The organism is Flavobacterium reichenbachii (assembly GCF_002217435.1).
Taxonomy (GTDB): Bacteria; Bacteroidota; Bacteroidia; order Flavobacteriales; family Flavobacteriaceae; genus Flavobacterium; species Flavobacterium reichenbachii.
Map to the genome: position 1 here is coordinate 18,290 of NZ_MUHF01000011.1, position 17,097 is coordinate 35,386.

Below are 17,097 nucleotides of genomic sequence, written 5' to 3' on the forward strand. Positions count from 1 at the left end.
AATTAAAAGGTCTTTTGATATTTGTAGTGAAAAAAAATATATATTTGAAAGTAAATAATGTGTGAAATTTATCACACATATCAACCCAAATTTATTTAGACTAGGTATTACAAATGTTGGCGACATTCTGAATAGGTTCTGCTTTAAAAATTTAGTTTTGTATTTGAGCAATAGAGCAGCAGTTTTATTTCAGATGGTTTTTAGTTTGATTTGACCGATTATGGGAAAGATAGCTTGAAAGGTTTGTTTAGTAAATGGGAGATTATTAAAAAGTTAGTTAATTAGTTATTTTTTTGTTTTAGAATGTTTGTATTTGTGATCTGTGTTTTCTTCAGTTTTTCCTCTTTTTAAGGTAGATATGTGTAAATTTTTGTTGCTTGGTAATTAATTTTTAAATCGCTGTTATGATTATAGAAAATACTTTAGAATCAAGTACTAGTCTTAAATTAATAGTTTGGCTACATATCAAAACGAGAATTTTAAAATTCATTATAATAAAGATATTTTTAAATCACGGCATCATTCCTAGCTTGCATTATTGATAATTTTTGAATTAATATGTATTAGGTGAAAAATTAACGAATTGTTAGTAATCTTTGAAAGAATTGGATAGGTTTTTATTTAAAAAATAAAAATACAGTATTTGAAATTAACTATTTAAGTATTTAACCCTTGTGTTAGCCTGACTTCAGCTATATTATTACGTTTTTAGTTATTTTTTAATTGTTTTCTCAAAAAGTTAAAGTGTTAATGAAAAGTAAAAATAAAAAGAGGGATTTTGTAGGAAAATAAAATTAAAAAAAACAATATTTGCTTATAAAACGAAATTTTAAAAGACTTTTCTCTCGATAAAAAATCTAAATAAATTTAAATTTTTGTCAAAACCGAAAGTCTAACAAATTATCCTTGAAACATATGTTTATATTCAGATAAATATAGAAATAAATTATAGAATCTACTTAAAGAATATATTAAAGTTTTAAACATTGGTTTTAAAAAGAACAATCACAATCTTATAGTAATAATCTAATTATAATATATGAATAAATTTTTACCTTTTTTTTTCTTTTTTCTTTTAAAGGCAGGTTATGGACAGAATATGCCAGTAATTACCCCTTTAAACCCAAACCAGGCTGAAATAAGTAAATATGCGTCAATGCCTCTAGGGACATTTACAGGAATTCCCCAAATAAGTATTCCTTTATACAATATCGAAACACCAAACTTTAATTTTCCATTATCAATGAGTTACCACGCCGGTGGAAATAAGGTTGATGCCTTGGCATCTGATGTTGGATTAGGTTGGTCTCTACAAACTATTCCTTCAATTACTCGAAGTGTTAATGGTATTGAAGACGAACATGCACAGGGATTTTTCAATAATTGGAATTACGCCTGGGGTTCGGGTGAAACATTTTTAGATTATTATCAAACTGATTTTGATTCTTATTCAGCAAAATTGTTTAGAGCATTTGCATACAACAATCCATATACTACCGATTTAGGCCCAGACGTTTTCTATTACAACTTGCCTGGTGAAAGTGGCAGGTTTATGTATGATAGATCGTCTAATCAATTTATAACATTTCCGAAATCTAATATAAAAATAATTAAAATACAGAATGGTTTTACTAGTGAATCTCTTAGTTTTAAAATAATAGCGACAGATGGTACCATTTTTATTTTTGATATTCATGAAAAGGGATTTGAAATATTTAATCAAAATGCCGGCAGAGAAATTACAACATCCTGGAAGCCTTCAGTAATGATGTCTGCAAATCAAAAAGATTCGATAACTTTTGAATATAATGATGAATATTATGATAATCCAGTTCTTATTCCTGAAAAGAAAACATTTAGTGATGAGTATGGAGGAGAAGGTCATTATCAAGAAACTCTTATAGCTTCACCCTGGACGCAGTTTGTAAGACATAACTTAAAAGTAATTTCTAAAATTAATTTTAAAAATGGTTACGTAGTATTTACTAAAAATTCGAGTGTACGTGAAGATTTAGTGAAAAAAGAAATTACTAATATGGTCGTAGACCCAAAGGGTTATAGTTTAAATAATGTAAAAATATTTAATAAAAATGACTTTTTAATAAAGCAGTTTGATTTTAAGTATAAATACATTTCTAATTCATTGATTACTATGGCTAAACCAGAAGGAAAGTGGATGTTATTGACTTCTATTGAAGAAAAACCAAACAGCCAAAATGGTAATGCTTTAGTTTATTATTTTTCTTACAATGAGAATAATGTTCCTTCTTCCAGAAGGAGTTATGGAAAGGATTATTGGGGGTTATATAATGGGGTAGAAAACAACGAAAAACTTCTTCCTACAGTTGTTTTTCAAGGAGGTAATTATGATGGAGCCAATAGGGATGTAAATCCATACCTTTCTACATTCGCTATTTTAAAAGAAATTAAATACCCAACAGGCGGAAGTACTGAATATGATTTTGAAAGTAATATGATTGATTTTGACAGCAGTTATCTTCCACCAACATTTAGTAAGGATGAAAATAGTAATACGTACGTAGGAGGTTTAAGGATTAAAGAGGTTAGAAATTATAGTGATGTCTTTTCCTTACCTACTACAAGGTTAAAGTATAAATATACAAAGAGTTATGCTTCTAAAAAATCTTCAGGATTATTATTTAACGATAACTTTTTTCCTGACATACCAGAAGGTGTACAAAATTTAGTTGCGACTTTAAAGTGGCTTGGGTATGATTTTTTTCTTCAAAATGCCCCAGCTCCATATTTTTATAATGCTGTGGTTATTAAATCTAATCCAACTGTGCAAGGTGTTGATTTTAGTCAAACTAATGCTATTGGTTATGAAAATGTAATTGTAGAAAGGGATAGTCTTGGAGTTACTTCAGGATATACGGAGTACAAATACTCAGTCAGTCAGAATGTGTATTCACAGCAACGTCATCAGTCAGGTAATACTTTGAAAATGGTTGCTTTTAATCAAGGAGAAGCTGATTGGGGTAATCTATTACAGACAAATATTTACAAGAAAAAAGCTAATGATCATGTTTTAGTTCAGAAAAAAAATAATCTGTACGATGATGGCTCTGGTTTGGGTGGAGTTTTATTTACAGAATTCAGAAAAAAAATAGTCAATAATTTGACCTTTTTAAATGAAAATTTTGATCCAATTTCAGCAGATGTAATTTATAATCACGTTAATGGTTATCATTATTCTGCATATGAAAATTTCGAAGATCTTGTAAATGATAAAATATATACTAAAGATGAATATACGGTTTATGTTGCAAATACATTTAAAAAGAATTTATTAAGCGAAGAAACAGTAGATTTTTTCAATAATGATTCTATAGCAGTAAAGACTAATTATTTTTATAATAATTATAATCAATTAATAAGAAAGAAAAGTAAAAATAGTTCAGGAAAACTGCAGTCAGTTGTTACAAAACATCCACTGGATATCGATATTAATTCTGCATCGCAGGCTGAACTAGCATTAATAGAGAAAAATGTAATTGATATTCCTATTGAAAGCGCTTCCTATATAGAAAGAAATTCAAATCAAGAAGAGAGACTTTCGCTGTTGAAAACGCAGTACAATGTATGGCCTCAAAATTTAGTTCTGCCTGGTGTAGTGCAAAGCTCAAAAGGAGCTGATAACTTAGAGAATAGAGTTGTTTATAATAATTATGATAGTTATGGCAATGTTGAGGAAGTGTCAAAAGAAAATGGGACACACATTATTTACCTGTGGGGATATAATAAACAGTATCCTATAGCAAAGCTTGAAAATGCTGTACGTTCGGCTGTTTTAGCTAATTTATCGGGACATAATACTCTGGAAGGATATACAGAAACTGATATTGTACAAATTGAAAATTTAAGATCGTCTCTGGTTGATGCGATGATCACTACATATGCTTATAAGCCTTTGGTCGGAGTCATTTCGGTTACAGATCCAAAAGGATACAAAGTTAGTTATGAATATGACCAATTTAATCGTCTTAAGACTACAAGGGATAAGGATAATAACATACTTTCTAATACTGAATATAATTATAAGGATATATTACCGCCCTTGGAAATTAAGATCAGCAGTTCTCAAAACAAAGCTATTGCTGGAGATATGCTGACATTTACAGCAGTTCCAGCTTCAGGATCAGGAAATTATTCATTTAAATGGACAGTAAGTAATAAAAATTTGAATCAAGTATTTACTACAACTACAGGATCTTTAAATATTACTTCAACAACTGCTCACGAACCGGGTTTTACAGTTATTTGTGAAGTAAAAGACATTACTACACAGGATTTCGCTGTTTCTTATCCAGTAAAAGTTGAATTGTTTAAAATGATGGAAGTACCGGATATTTTTCAAGAACAAAAGGGAAGAATTTTTAATTTAGGAGAACAGGTTGTGCTTAGAATAAACAGTAATAATATAATAAATGGTTCAGGGCAGTATGAATTTACATGGGAAAAACAAGTCCAGAACTACAGCATCCATACTTCTTCGGCCAGTGCTGTAGCGTATACTATTGATCAATACTGCTGTCCTTATTTTGGAGTTTTATGTAAAATTAAAGATTTAGTGACTGGCCAGGAGGTATTTAAAACAATAAATGTTACAGATATTGCGGGCTGTCCTTAAGAAATGAAGATTAAAAAGGTACAGTTTTTTAATGCCTTTAGCACAAAACTATCTTATGTAGATTTAAATCAGATTTACGGTTTAATCCACTTAAGAACGTTTAAAACTATTTCATTTTTTATAAAGCAATATTAAAAGTAAGCTAACGATTTATATGAAAAAAATAATTTATCTATTTTTAGTTTTGGCGCCTTTTCTAATGGCGGGCCAAACTGTTACAGAAAATTTTATAAAGACAACGCAGTATAAAATTCCCAGCCAAACTGTGATAAGTAATCCTTCGGCTTCTCAGGCTACCCAGAATATTACCTATTTTGACGGACTGGGAAGACCTATCCAGCAAGTTGCAGCTCAGCAATCCAATTCAGGAAATGATATTATTACCCATATCAAATACGATGGATTTGGCAGGCAGGTTGAGGAATATCTTCCGTTTAAATCTTCCAATGCCAATATGGCTTTTGATCCCCTTGCAGAAACAAATGTATTGTCTTATTATGCAAACCCTAATCCTGCCGTTAACGGAAATCCATCACAGGAGGCTACAACAAATCCTTTTAGCCGAAAAGAACTGGAAGCATCCCCTCTTAATCGCGTCTTGAAACAGGCTGCACCGGGCAACGACTGGAAATCCGGATCAGGGCATGAAATAAAAATGGACTATCAGGCTAACACAGCCAATGAAGTGATATTATTTACGGCCAGTACTACCTGGAATGCCAATCTGGGATTATACTCTATAACACTTTCCGGTAATGGATACTATGCAGCCAATGAGCTTTATAAAACCATTACCTATGATGAGAATACTGCCCCTGTGCCTTCTGAGACCAACGGATCAACAGTTGAATTTAAAAACAAGGAAGGACAGGTTATCCTGAAAAGAACCTATGGAACTGTTGGAACCGGAACTGTCAACGAAAAACATGATACTTATTATGTCTATGATGTTTATGGAAATCTGACGTATGTAATTCCGCCCAAGGCAGCTGATTTAATTGGTACAATAGCAAGTGAGGCTGATCTCACATCAACAGCAGTAGTTAGCTCAGGTAACACTTTGAATCTCAGGGCAACCAATTCCATTACATTAAAAGACGGATTCCATGCCCAGTCAGGCAGTGTTTTTTCGGCGGTTATAGATAACAGCAGTCAAAGTGTTCTGGATAATCTATGTTACCAGTATAAATACGACTACCGTAATCGATTGGTAGAGAAAAAACTACCGGGCAAGCAATGGGAATTTATCGTTTATGATAAGCTCGACAGGCCTGTCGCGACAGGACCTGCCAACTCTCCTTTTTCGGATATCACATCCGATGGATGGGTCATTACAAAATATGATGCTTTTAGCCGTCCGGTATATACCGGCTGGACGAATGGGACTGCTGCTACTACTGCCGGAAGAACAGCATTACAATCTGCCCAGAACGATCCTGCCCTTAGCGTCATTAATGAGGGCAAGCAAACCAGTGGAAGTCTTGACAGTATAGCTGCCTATTACAGTAATGTCGTAGCTCCTACGAGTTTCAAACTCCTTACCGTTAACTATTATGATAATTATACTTTTCCAAGCACACCCGCAATTGCAATACCAACAAGTGTAGAAGGACAGGATATTTTAACAACTACAAAAGGCCTCACAACAGCTTCCTGGACAAGAATACTAACCACAAGTGGTGTTGCCTTGGGAGAAACTACTGCCACTTTTTATGATGCCAAGGCAAGACCTGTTCGCATCTTTACGCAAAACTATCTGGGTGGTTATACTTATACAGACAGCAAACTGGATGCTTTTTCGGGACAATTGCAATATAGCATTACAAGACATAAAAGGACAGCCTCGAATGCTGAGCTCATGACAAAAGATGCTTTTACCTACTCGCCTCAGGATCGTTTGCTTACACAGACACATCAGATTAATGGAGGTGCAATTGAACTTATTGCCGACAATACCTATGATGAACTGGGTCAGTTGATTTCTAAAAAAGTAGGTAACAATATTCAAAATATTAATTACACATATAATATCCGTGGATGGCTGAAAGACATCAATAATGTAAATGCACTTACCCAAGGTAGCGATCCTAAAGATTTATTTGCTTTTAAGATCAATTATAATCTGCCAACTTCCGCAATTTCCGATGTAAAACCATTATACAACGGAAACATATCGGAAACCTATTGGGCAACCAATTCTGATGCAGGGATTATAAGATCTTATGGGTATCGTTACGACAATTTAAACCGACTCAAAGATGCCGTGTTTAAAAATGCAGATGCCCTGACCAATACCTATAATGAGGCATTAATTTATGATAAAAACGGAAACATCCTAAGCTTAAAACGTAATGGAGTAAATAGTGGAAGTTTTGCTCTTATTGATGACTTAACATACAGTTATGCAAACACTAATAACAGCAATCAGCTTATGATGGTGGTCGATAATGCCCCGGCAGCTTCCAAGGCAGTCGGTTTTCTGGACAGCGCTTCAAATGCGGCGGATGATTACAGCTATGATGCCAATGGTAACATGATAAAGGACAACAACAAAAACATTGCCTCTATCGCCTATAATCACTTAAACCTGCCGGTTAAAATTACCTTTGCCTCGAGTGGGAATATTGAGTATATTTACAATGCAGCAGGGCAGAAGGTGCAGAAAATCGTTAATGAAACAGCAAAACCTGTCATAACAACAGATTATTTGGGAGGTTACCAGTATGAGAATGCGACATTGAAATTTTTCCCGACAACTGAGGGCTATGTAGAACCTTCTGGAAGTTCTTATAAATATGTATACCAATATAAGGATCATCTGGGCAACATCCGCTTGAGTTATGATAAAAATCTTGTCATTCAGGAAGAAAACAACTATTACGCTTTTGGACTCAAACACGAAGGCTATAACAATGTAAAAAATGGTGTAGAGAATAAGTATAAGTACAACGGCAAGGAGCTTCAGGATGAGCTGGGGCTTAACATGTATGACTATGGAGCACGTAATTATGATCCAGTTTTAGGACGTTGGATGAACATTGATCCTTTATCTGAAAAAGGTAGAAGATGGTCTCCTTATGCTTATTGTTATGATAATCCTATTATATTTATTGATCCTGATGGTATGTATGCTACTCCTCCTGATTGGTATATTGATGAAAGGTCAGGAAAACTCTTAGGACAGGATGGAGCTGAAACAAATAATGTTAGAATTATTAATGCAAATAATTTTAACGATATTAAAGAAGCAAATGGTGGTTCTACTAAATCAGCAGAAGCAACTGCTCAATTACAAAACTCAGATGTAAGTAAGACGGTTACGGTTAATGACACACAAATTCAGCAAGAACTGCAAGCTGTGGGAGATCAGTCACGTAAAATTGAGCAACAAACTTATATTGTTTTGGATAGAGATAAAGCAGAAGTTAAAGCTGTAAGAGGCGCTCCAGGAGTTGACGGAGAAACCACTATGTCATATAACACTATTACAACTAAAGACGCTGAATACAATACTGTAGGTGGAAATTTGCTTTTAGGTCAGGCTCATGGACATAATAAAACACAAAAAAGTGGTATGGAAAATGGAGTAGGAACATCAACAGTGGACAAGAATACAGCCGCAAGTTCGGGTGTGACAATTTATGCAATTGAAGCTTATGATGCAGTAGTGGGCGGACAATCTAATATTAGTAGAGTTACACCAGCCGGGACAGCAACAACAAATATAGGGAAAACTAAAGGTTATGGCGGAACAGGAGAAGGGACTTTTAATGTGGGTTTAGATACATTAAATAGGTGGAGTGGTATTGGTAAATAACTATTAATTTAAACATTATGAAAAATATAATTAATCTAGGCTTTTTATTTTTATTTACTGGTTGTTCATCAATTAATACAAAAGATATAATTCCGTACTTTATAGGTTTTGATGCTGAGAAATCAATTTACGAAGAAGTTTCTAAATCCACAGAAAAAGATGTTGTTTTCTATATAGAACATCTTGCAGATACAACTTTAAAATTTCATTTGATAAATTCAAGAGATAATGATTTTTTAATAACAAATAGAAAACTCTTTATAAATGATAGGTTTTATCCAGTGATTTTTGATACTGATTATTTATTTTATTCAGAAATAAAGAATGGTCATCCAATTATTTCTTTTGAAGTAAAAAAAAATACTTATGAAGATATTAGTATACCAAGTATTGAGGAAAGAGAGAAGAACATTGAGTTATATGGATATAAAAAAAAACTCCTTATAATTGATAATAGTATCTATTGGGTTGTTGATAAAAAAGGGAAATTATTGCACACTAATTCAATTAACAAAAAATAATAGTGTGCAAAAAGTGAAACCATTTCTTTTTGAGGTAGTGTTCCAGAATAGGCATTTTTATAAAGTAATGGGTAGTGTATCAGATTAAGAGACGGAGATGTAAAGCTTATATTATTTGAATGGAATAAAAAAGATACCGCAACTGTCGATAACAGAAAGTTCAAATCAATTTTTACTAATTTGGAAAAAAGAATCTCCGAAAAAATCGGACAATATTCATCGAAAAGAATTGTAAGTGAAAAAGTAAAAAATGGCAAGACTTACAGAGATGAAGTTAAATGGAAAACTTCCGAATTAAATGCTTATTTATTTAGATTTGGAGACAGAAATAACCAATTTAATCAAATTAGATTGTCAATATATAAAGATTAAGAAATAATAATGACAATGGCTGCTAAATAAAGTGGGCAATGTGATTATAGATTTCCTTCCTAAAATTAAAAAAATAGTTAAGGGTGCACTTTTTTGCACCCTTAACTATTTTAAATTCCTTTATAAAATTTCTTTTTCTTTTTTTGTTTAAACTGTTTCGAAACATACTCATTTACTTTTTCCCCGCGGAGCAGTATATCTGCAAGATTTTCTTTTACATACTCTTGCGATTCGATATTGTGAAAGTTTTCTGAAGTCGTTGAATTGGACTTTTGAAATTTCCTTTCAACTGCAAGAATATTTATGGCACAGCTTTCCTGAATTCCTTTTGCGCTGAATTCTTTTCCCAGACTGCTTCCGTTGAAAACGGATCTAGTTTTATGGTCAACGTAAGTTATTCCGTAAAGCTGTCCGTCCCTGCTTTTTCTTAGTATCATATGAATACTTTCTCTTTCCAATATTTTGGATAATTTTTCGGGAGAAAATATGCTTTCACGAAGGAAAGCAAGTTTTACGGCATTTTTCACATATTTTTTGCAAGATTCTTTCTTTGCCTCATTAGACTTAAACTTTCCTTCCAGAAATTTTAAGGTGGGTCTGCTGTAGAATTCGCTGGCTTTTATCGGCACGCCTATCGGTTTTGAATTCTGGTCAAGTATCTTGTAAAGCAGTCCATTATTTTTAAAAACTCTCGATTCCTCGCTTCCTCTGTCAGCATGAACATTGTAGAGGTTTAAAACTGCGTTGAGTTCAGGCAGACTTGAATATTTATAGTCAAACAACACCTGATTTAAAACTGAATTGATAGCCTTTCTGGACTCTGCTTTTCCGTATTGGACTCTGCCGACATCTATCGGATTTAACGAAAATTGTTCTTTCTGTTTTCTTCCTTCGGCTTTTACAAGTCCGAACATTTCTTCAATTTCTTTTCTTGCAGGTTCTGATTTTCTGATTCCCAGCAAATGCAGATCGATTCTTTTTCCGTCTCTCTGAATGTTGTTTGTCACGATATGGCAGTGCGGATGCCCTGCATCATAATGCTGATACACCAGATAAGGCTGTCTGCCAAATCCCAGTTTTTCCATATAGGTGTCTGCAATTTTAGCCAGTTTTTCTTTCGAATGATTCTCCGAGGGATCAAAGTTGAGCGAGATATGCACTGTGTTTCGTTTCACATTGGTATTGAGTTCTGCCAGTTTTAGGAAGCGGTTTAATTTTGAAGTGAAACTCAGTTTTTCCAGCTCCAGCGGATAATTCACAGCACTGATGCATTCCGCTTTTCCGATCTCAACTTTATTTTCGTTGTAATTCAGAATGCCTCTTATGGAAGAGCTTGTTTTTATCACTGCAACCATTTTTCTGCAATTTTCTGGGTGTGGCCTGAAACCTCTTCCATTTTATCAAAAAGTCTTTTTCTCTGGATTTCGAATAGATAAAGATGCCCTTTAAAATCGGGAACAGTTTTGAGCGTGTTTATCTTTCTGGCAATTTGGTTGATATTATTGCCTATCGCCCTTAATTCGGAAGTAAGCACAGCTGTCTCTTCCATCAGTTCGTCTAAGGACTGGTTTCTGTAAGTGGCTACAATTGGTTTGTTGAATAAGTGTCTTCTGATGTGGTCACTTAATTTTCGGCAGGTGCTTGCTCTGAAGGCCTAAAATAAAAAAAACCTGCAAATCGTTGAATTTGCAGGTCTTCAGACATTTTTTGTGGCTTTTTAAAAAGAATGAAAACTTTAAGTTTTCCGCCTTTTAGGCCTTTCCGTGGGGAGAGCAGGATTCGAACCTTAAGTCCCGGACCCCCCGTATTTCCTTCATTTTTATTTTTGCACCCAATGTTGCCATAAAACTCAAACTACCAATTTTCTAAAAATGGTTCAGGTAATTTTTGCTTTAATTCGTTTAAAATGAGTGTTATAATTCTTATGTGCTGAATTGCAAAAATTCATAATATTTCTACAATATGTAAAAAATATTTCAATCCTTTTTAATGAAAAGTTTTAAAAAATTAACGCTATAACTTTTAGTCGCAAAAAGGTATCAACTTCACATCTTTTTGAAGAACTCTATACAATTCCAAATCAATCAAATCAAAGTTCTCTAAAGAATAATTATCTGTTTTTTTAAATATTATATCTGTAAAAAGATTAATTATCTTTAAAAAATAAGTAAAAAGGAATATTTGTCTGATTTTTGATTTTAATTAAAATTATTAATCTTTTATTTTGAAATTTGTAAGGTAAAAAAACTAAACACCATCATCAAATGAAAGCGAATATACCAGAAGATTTAAGAATAAACGAAAAGAAAGATATTGAAAACACCCATAATACAATCAAGAATGATTTTGCATTCACATTAAAGAGTATTTATTTCAATGAAAACTATATTCCGTCCAACAGCACACGTGCAACAACCAACTTTGCAAATTTGGCAAGAGGAGCGAGTCGCCAAGAAAACTTACGCAACACTATTAATATGATTAACAATCGTTTTAATGCATTGGCGAACTGGGATAATCCTAATAACGATCGCTATTCGGTTGAATTAGAAATTGTTTCTGTTTATATAGATATAGATGGCAGTGGTAAAACATTCCCATCTATTGAGATTTTAAAAACGCATATTATCGATCACAAAACAGGTAAACGCATTGAAGGCATTGTTGGAAATAATTTTTCTTCTTACGTACGCGATTATGATTTTAGCATATTGCTTTCAGAGCATAACAAGGATAAAAACAACTTTAGCATTCCTGATAATTTTGGTGAATTACACGGGAATTTGTTTAAGTATTTTGTAAATTCAGAAACGTACAAAAAAAACTTTATCAAACCACCCGTTATCTGTTTGAGTGTATCAGACAGTAAAACGTATCACCGTACAGGAAATCATCACCCGATATTAGGTTTTGAATACCAAACCGACGATTCTTCTTTAACAGAGCAATACTTCAAAAAAATGGGCTTGCAGGTTCGTTGTTTTATGCCGCTTAACAGCGTTGCCCCTTTAACGTTTTATTTCTTTGGCGACTTGCTGACTGATTATACAAACCTTGAATTAATCAGTACCATTAGTACAATGGAAACGTTTCAAAAAATTTATAGACCTGAAATTTATAATGCCAATTCTGTCGCAGCAGTTTGCTATAAGCCTAGTTTGAAAAACCAAGACCATTCTTTAACAAAAATTGTATACAACCGAGAAGAGCGTGCCCAGTTAGCAATTGAGCAAGGTAAATTTGCAGAAGAATATTTCATTAAGCCTCATAAAAGTGTATTAGAACAGTGGTCTGCCAATTTTGCTCTTTAATTGATACAACAACACATTAAAATTATTTTATTATGAAGAAATTATTATTACCCACCTCAATTGTTGGAAGTTTACCAAAACCTGCCTGGCTTGCACCACCTGAAAAACTTTGGTCACCTTGGAAATTAGAAGGCGATCAGTTATTTGAAGGGAAACAAGATGCTTTGCGCATTTCTTTGCAGGAACAACAATTAGCAGGGGTAGATATAATTAGTGATGGTGAGCAAACACGCCAGCATTTTGTAACGACTTTTATCGAGCATTTAAGCGGTGTAGATTTTGAAAATCGTAAAATTGTAAAAATTCGTGACCGTTATGATGCGAGCGTTCCTGTTGTTGTAGGTGAAGTTGCACGTCAAAAATCAGTTTTTGTTGATGATGCTAAATTTTTACGTAAACAGACCAATAAGCCTATAAAATGGGCACTGCCTGGTCCGATGACAATGGTAGATACTTTATACGATGACCATTACAAAAGCCGAGAAAAATTGGCGTGGGAATTTGCAAAAGCGCTCAATGAAGAAGCAAGAGAACTTCAGGATGCAGGGGTAGATATTATTCAGTTTGATGAACCTGCATTTAATGTATTCTTTAATGAAGTAAACGATTGGGGAATGGCAGTATTGGAAAGAGCTATTGAAGGTTTAAAATGCGAAACTGCTATACATATTTGTTACGGCTATGGAATAAAAGCCAATAATGACTGGAAAAAGACATTGGGTTCTGAGTGGCGTCAATACGAAGAAATTTTTCCGAAAATTCAAAATTCTAAAATTGATATTGTGTCATTAGAATGTCATAACTCACGTGTACCTTTTGATTTAATGGAACTTGTTCGTGGTAAAAAAGTAATGGTCGGTGCAATTGATGTGGCAACCAACACTATCGAAACACCCGAAGAAGTAGCTTCTACGCTGCGTAAAGCGCTGGAGTTTGTAAATATCGAAAATCTTTACCCTTCTACAAACTGTGGTATGGCTCCGTTATCTCGAAACGTAGCTAGAGGTAAGTTAAGTGCTTTAAGCGCAGGAGCAGAAATTATACGCCAAGAATTGGCTGTTTAGTCCAATAAATATATTAATTAGAAAATGGGGTCTTTTTTTGATCCCTCTGTCCGTAGAGTTTAACGACTCTACGGACTAACAAATAAATCTAGAGACTCCAGTCCGCGATTGTTCCTTCAAACCAGCCCAGCCCATAAACAAAAATTACACTTCTTTTCGTCGAGCCATACTTTGAGCGATGATGCTGGCGGCAATCAATTGCAAGGCGTGGTAAAGCATGAGCGGTAACAATACGATGCCTGTGATGGTACTGTGCTGAAAAAGCACTTTAGACATGACGGTACCGTGTACCAATGACTTTTTAGATCCGCAAAATAAGACAGTAATACGATCTTCATCTGAAAAACCAAGCAAACGGCTGAGTAGTCCTACACAAAGGAATACTGCAAAAAACAGGATCATCATCCCAGCGACGAGTCCGGCAAGTTCAAGCGCAGTGAAGCCTTCGAAAAGATGTTGGGAGAATGATTTACAAAACGACGTGTAAATAATGGTAAGGATGACTGCCTGATCGAAATATTTGAGCTGTTTCTTATATTTTTCAGCAATGGCGCCAAAACGGGAGTTGAGGCTGATGCCAATGATGACAGGCAACAAAACTTGAAGAAGCAACTTTATGACGATATCAGTGACATCAAAATCGCCTGTTGCAGAAGCTATGAACAACCCAACCCAGAGCGGTGTAACGACTACTCCGATCAAACTGGAAATGCTCGCGTTAAAAATGGCTGCGGGAATGTTGCCTTTGGCGATAGAAACCATGACTACGGAAGAGGAAACTGTGGACGGTAAAGCTGCCAGAAAAAATACACCCAGCCAAAGCAGCTCGAAGCCGGCGTTCACGAACAAGGGACGAAATGCCAAAACGATGAGCGGAAAAAACAAAAAGGTTGTCAATTGCACGACAATGTGCATTTTCCAGTTAGCAAGCCCGGCTTTTAGTTTCTCAACACTCAGTCGCAATCCATAAAACAAGAAAATAAACGACACGCCTGCATTGGCAATGTCCTCTAACGAAACAGGTTCTTTGATCATACCTGGCTTCGGCAAAAAATAAGCCAGCAGAATCATGGTGCCTATCATTAACAGGAAACCGTCGAAACCTGCTTTACTTAATACTTTTAATAACTTCTTCAATTTGCTCTTAATTTTAATTTAGATTTTTATACGGCAAAAATAAGTTTTGCAGGTCATTAAATCTTCTATTTAATTAAAATAAGGTTTTTGTGTTGTTTTGTATTATATTTGAAGATTATAATTCTTTTTTATAAATTAATTCAGCCTTTTTTAAGTAAAATATTCTATGGAGCAGATAGACGATGTTGATCTTCAGTTATTAAATATACTTCACGATAATTCTAAATACACAGTAAAAGAACTAGCAAAGATGGTAAATCTTTCTGCATCTCCAGTTTTTGAGCGTATTAAAAGATTGGAAAACAACGGTTATATTAAGAAATATATAGCCCTGCTGGATGCAGAAAAACTAAACAGGGGATTTATCGTTTTCTGTAATATAAAACTTAAACAGCACGATCGTAATATTGGGAATCAGTTTGTTAGTGATATTATGAAAATAGAAGAAATTGTGGAATGTTACAATATCTCAGGAGATTACGATTTTTTGATGAAAGTTTATGCCAAAGATATGAAGCATTATCAGGATTTTGTGTTTAATAAATTGGGATCAGTTGAAAGCATAGGGAGCACCCAAAGTACCTTTGTTATGTCGGAGATAAAAAATCTCTACGGATAGAACTTTGTTTATTGTAGGAGAAAATGTATGAAGTCCAAATTTGCATATGCCACGATTCTGGCACAAAATGCAGCGTGTAGAAATATCTTGAAAAAATCGCCATAATTTTTAATCGCAAAAAAGATATCCACTCCAGAATACTGAAAATCAAAACCGAAACAGCTGCAAGAACTTACTTGCAGCTGTTTAATTAATTTTAATAAATCCGTATCGTTTTTTAGTACGAGGCATCTAATACTACCGATAAAGAATTAGATTTTTGCATTGGAAAGTAATTATTCAACCAATTCAAAATCTCCCTGATCGATGTACTTTATAACGTCCTTATAATTACTGCCAACTATTTGTGCAGCATTCTCACCATTAGTCAAAATAACAGGATTGATTTGAGAAGCCGCAACTGTAAAAGTCATTGTGTAAATAACTCCGTTTACAGAATAATCAACTCTAAAAGGCCTATTAACATCAACATAATTAGTTTCTATCTTTATTCCGTATTTCACATTTGGACTTATACATTCGTTTTTAGCTATTTTTGAGCCGTCAGCATGCACAAAAGAAATACTTCTCGATTCAATTGTCATGTCGTCTTCGTGATCTGAACAGCTAAAAGAGACTATCATAACTAATATTAAAATATAGTATTGTTTAATTTTCATTATTACTGTTTTTGATTTATTATTATTTCTTTACTAATACTGCCTACAGTAACAGTATATTTTCCTGTGTCTAAATTGTTAAAAACAGTTTCTCCATTCTGAATGTTTTGTGATGCAATTTTAACACTGTCTTTTGTCAAAGTAGCCAGAGTTTGATTTTCATCATATAAAACTTTAATAACGCCGCCGGTATAACATACCGCATCTTTTTTATAAAATACGGCACTGCCCAATTTAACCGTTACAGTATACTGTTTTATGGTAGATTGGTCTTCTGAAAGTACCTGAAATTGAACCGGATTACTAAAATCTATAGCATTTGTTCCTGAAATTTTATTTGCTGTTCCTATAAATAATCTGGCTCCGGGACTTAATTCAAATAGAGCGTTTAATGCAGAAACATTGGTTCCTTTACTAACATACAATGTGATCTGCGATCCTGAAATAGTTTTAGCGGTAGTTAAATCCTTAAAACTAAAATCAACAATTTCGGCATCAGTTTTTAATGAAGGGCTTGCAAAACTATAAGACTGGAATAGATCTCCATAGTGTTTATTGTTTTCGAATACTTTTGTCTTTGTTACTTCTTTTACAGCATTATTTGCAGAATCGTAGATTTTGAAATTAATTGTTTCGCCATCAGTATTAGAAAAAACCGTTAAATAAACTACATTTTTTTTCTCACTTGCTACATAAATTACATTGGCAATACCGCGGCATTCTCCGTTAACAAAAGCGGCTACTTTATCGCTCGTGCTTGATAAGTTTTTTCCATCAACATTGGCAAAACCTTCAAATGACATTGTGTATTGAAATTTATTTTCATTTACTGACCAGTTAGGTGATTGGCCAGATACAGTATTTCCTATTATAAAAAGTAATACTATTATATGGATATAATTTCTCATTTTTAATTGATTATAAACTCCTAAAACAAACTTAGAAA

The 17,097-nt window shown here is 33.8% G+C and carries 11 protein-coding genes; 6 read left to right on the forward strand and 5 right to left on the reverse strand.

Annotation, left to right across the window (positions count from 1 at the left end; genetic code table 11):
* Nucleotides 1-1,039: 1,039 nt before the first annotated feature.
* The 3 genes from B0A68_RS10535 to B0A68_RS10545 all read left to right on the forward strand — a co-directional run bounded on the left by B0A68_RS10535 (nucleotide 1,040) and on the right by B0A68_RS10545 (nucleotide 8,989).
* Nucleotides 1,040-4,651, forward strand: a complete 3,612-nt coding sequence (locus tag B0A68_RS10535; RefSeq protein ID WP_035688528.1) for an RHS repeat domain-containing protein — start codon at nucleotides 1,040-1,042, stop codon at nucleotides 4,649-4,651.
* 154 nt (nucleotides 4,652-4,805) lie between these two features.
* Nucleotides 4,806-8,468 carry a DUF6443 domain-containing protein gene (locus tag B0A68_RS10540; protein WP_051892821.1) on the forward strand — a complete coding sequence of 1,221 codons (3,663 nt, stop codon included), beginning with the start codon at nucleotides 4,806-4,808 and terminating at the stop codon, nucleotides 8,466-8,468.
* Between the two features lie 17 nt (nucleotides 8,469-8,485).
* Complete coding sequence (locus tag B0A68_RS10545; protein ID WP_035688529.1) at nucleotides 8,486-8,989, forward strand: hypothetical protein; 504 nt, start codon at nucleotides 8,486-8,488, stop codon at nucleotides 8,987-8,989.
* A 482-nt stretch (nucleotides 8,990-9,471) separates the two neighbouring features.
* Here the strand turns inward: B0A68_RS10545 and B0A68_RS10555 are convergent, their stop codons facing one another.
* Together B0A68_RS10555 and mobC are read right to left on the reverse strand one after the other, a co-directional pair.
* Nucleotides 9,472-10,716, reverse strand: a complete 1,245-nt coding sequence (locus tag B0A68_RS10555) for a relaxase/mobilization nuclease domain-containing protein (RefSeq protein ID WP_035688531.1) — start codon at nucleotides 10,714-10,716, stop codon at nucleotides 9,472-9,474.
* The gene (gene mobC / locus B0A68_RS10560; protein ID WP_240475330.1) at nucleotides 10,704-10,976 is read right to left on the reverse strand and encodes a plasmid mobilization relaxosome protein MobC; all 273 of its coding nucleotides are present in this window, start codon (nucleotides 10,974-10,976) and stop codon (nucleotides 10,704-10,706) included. Before mobC ends, B0A68_RS10555 begins: the two co-directional genes overlap by 13 nt.
* A 649-nt stretch (nucleotides 10,977-11,625) precedes the next feature.
* Between mobC and B0A68_RS10565 the strand changes: the two genes are divergently transcribed.
* Both B0A68_RS10565 and B0A68_RS10570 read left to right on the forward strand, forming a co-directional pair.
* On the forward strand, nucleotides 11,626-12,672 hold the full coding sequence (locus tag B0A68_RS10565) for a DUF1852 domain-containing protein (protein WP_084679150.1): 1,047 nt from the start codon (nucleotides 11,626-11,628) through the stop codon (nucleotides 12,670-12,672).
* A gap of 32 nt (nucleotides 12,673-12,704) precedes the next feature.
* A complete protein-coding gene (locus B0A68_RS10570; protein ID WP_035688533.1) occupies nucleotides 12,705-13,736 on the forward strand; it encodes a methionine synthase in 1,032 nt (343 codons plus the stop codon).
* 144 nt (nucleotides 13,737-13,880) lie between these two features.
* Here the strand turns inward: B0A68_RS10570 and B0A68_RS10575 are convergent, their stop codons facing one another.
* A complete protein-coding gene (locus B0A68_RS10575) occupies nucleotides 13,881-14,873 on the reverse strand; it encodes a bile acid:sodium symporter family protein (RefSeq protein WP_035688535.1) in 993 nt (330 codons plus the stop codon).
* A gap of 166 nt (nucleotides 14,874-15,039) precedes the next feature.
* On the opposite strand from B0A68_RS10575, the gene B0A68_RS10580 reads away from it, so the two are divergent.
* Nucleotides 15,040-15,492, forward strand: a complete 453-nt coding sequence (locus B0A68_RS10580) for an Lrp/AsnC family transcriptional regulator (protein ID WP_035688537.1) — start codon at nucleotides 15,040-15,042, stop codon at nucleotides 15,490-15,492.
* A gap of 275 nt (nucleotides 15,493-15,767) precedes the next feature.
* Here B0A68_RS10580 and B0A68_RS10585 read toward each other — a convergent pair whose 3' ends face one another.
* The gene (locus B0A68_RS10585; protein WP_035688539.1) at nucleotides 15,768-16,151 is read right to left on the reverse strand and encodes a hypothetical protein; all 384 of its coding nucleotides are present in this window, start codon (nucleotides 16,149-16,151) and stop codon (nucleotides 15,768-15,770) included.
* A 2-nt stretch (nucleotides 16,152-16,153) separates the two neighbouring features.
* The gene (locus tag B0A68_RS10590) at nucleotides 16,154-17,059 is read right to left on the reverse strand and encodes a DUF5018 domain-containing protein (RefSeq protein WP_035688541.1); all 906 of its coding nucleotides are present in this window, start codon (nucleotides 17,057-17,059) and stop codon (nucleotides 16,154-16,156) included.
* Between the last annotated feature and the right edge of the window lie 38 nt (nucleotides 17,060-17,097).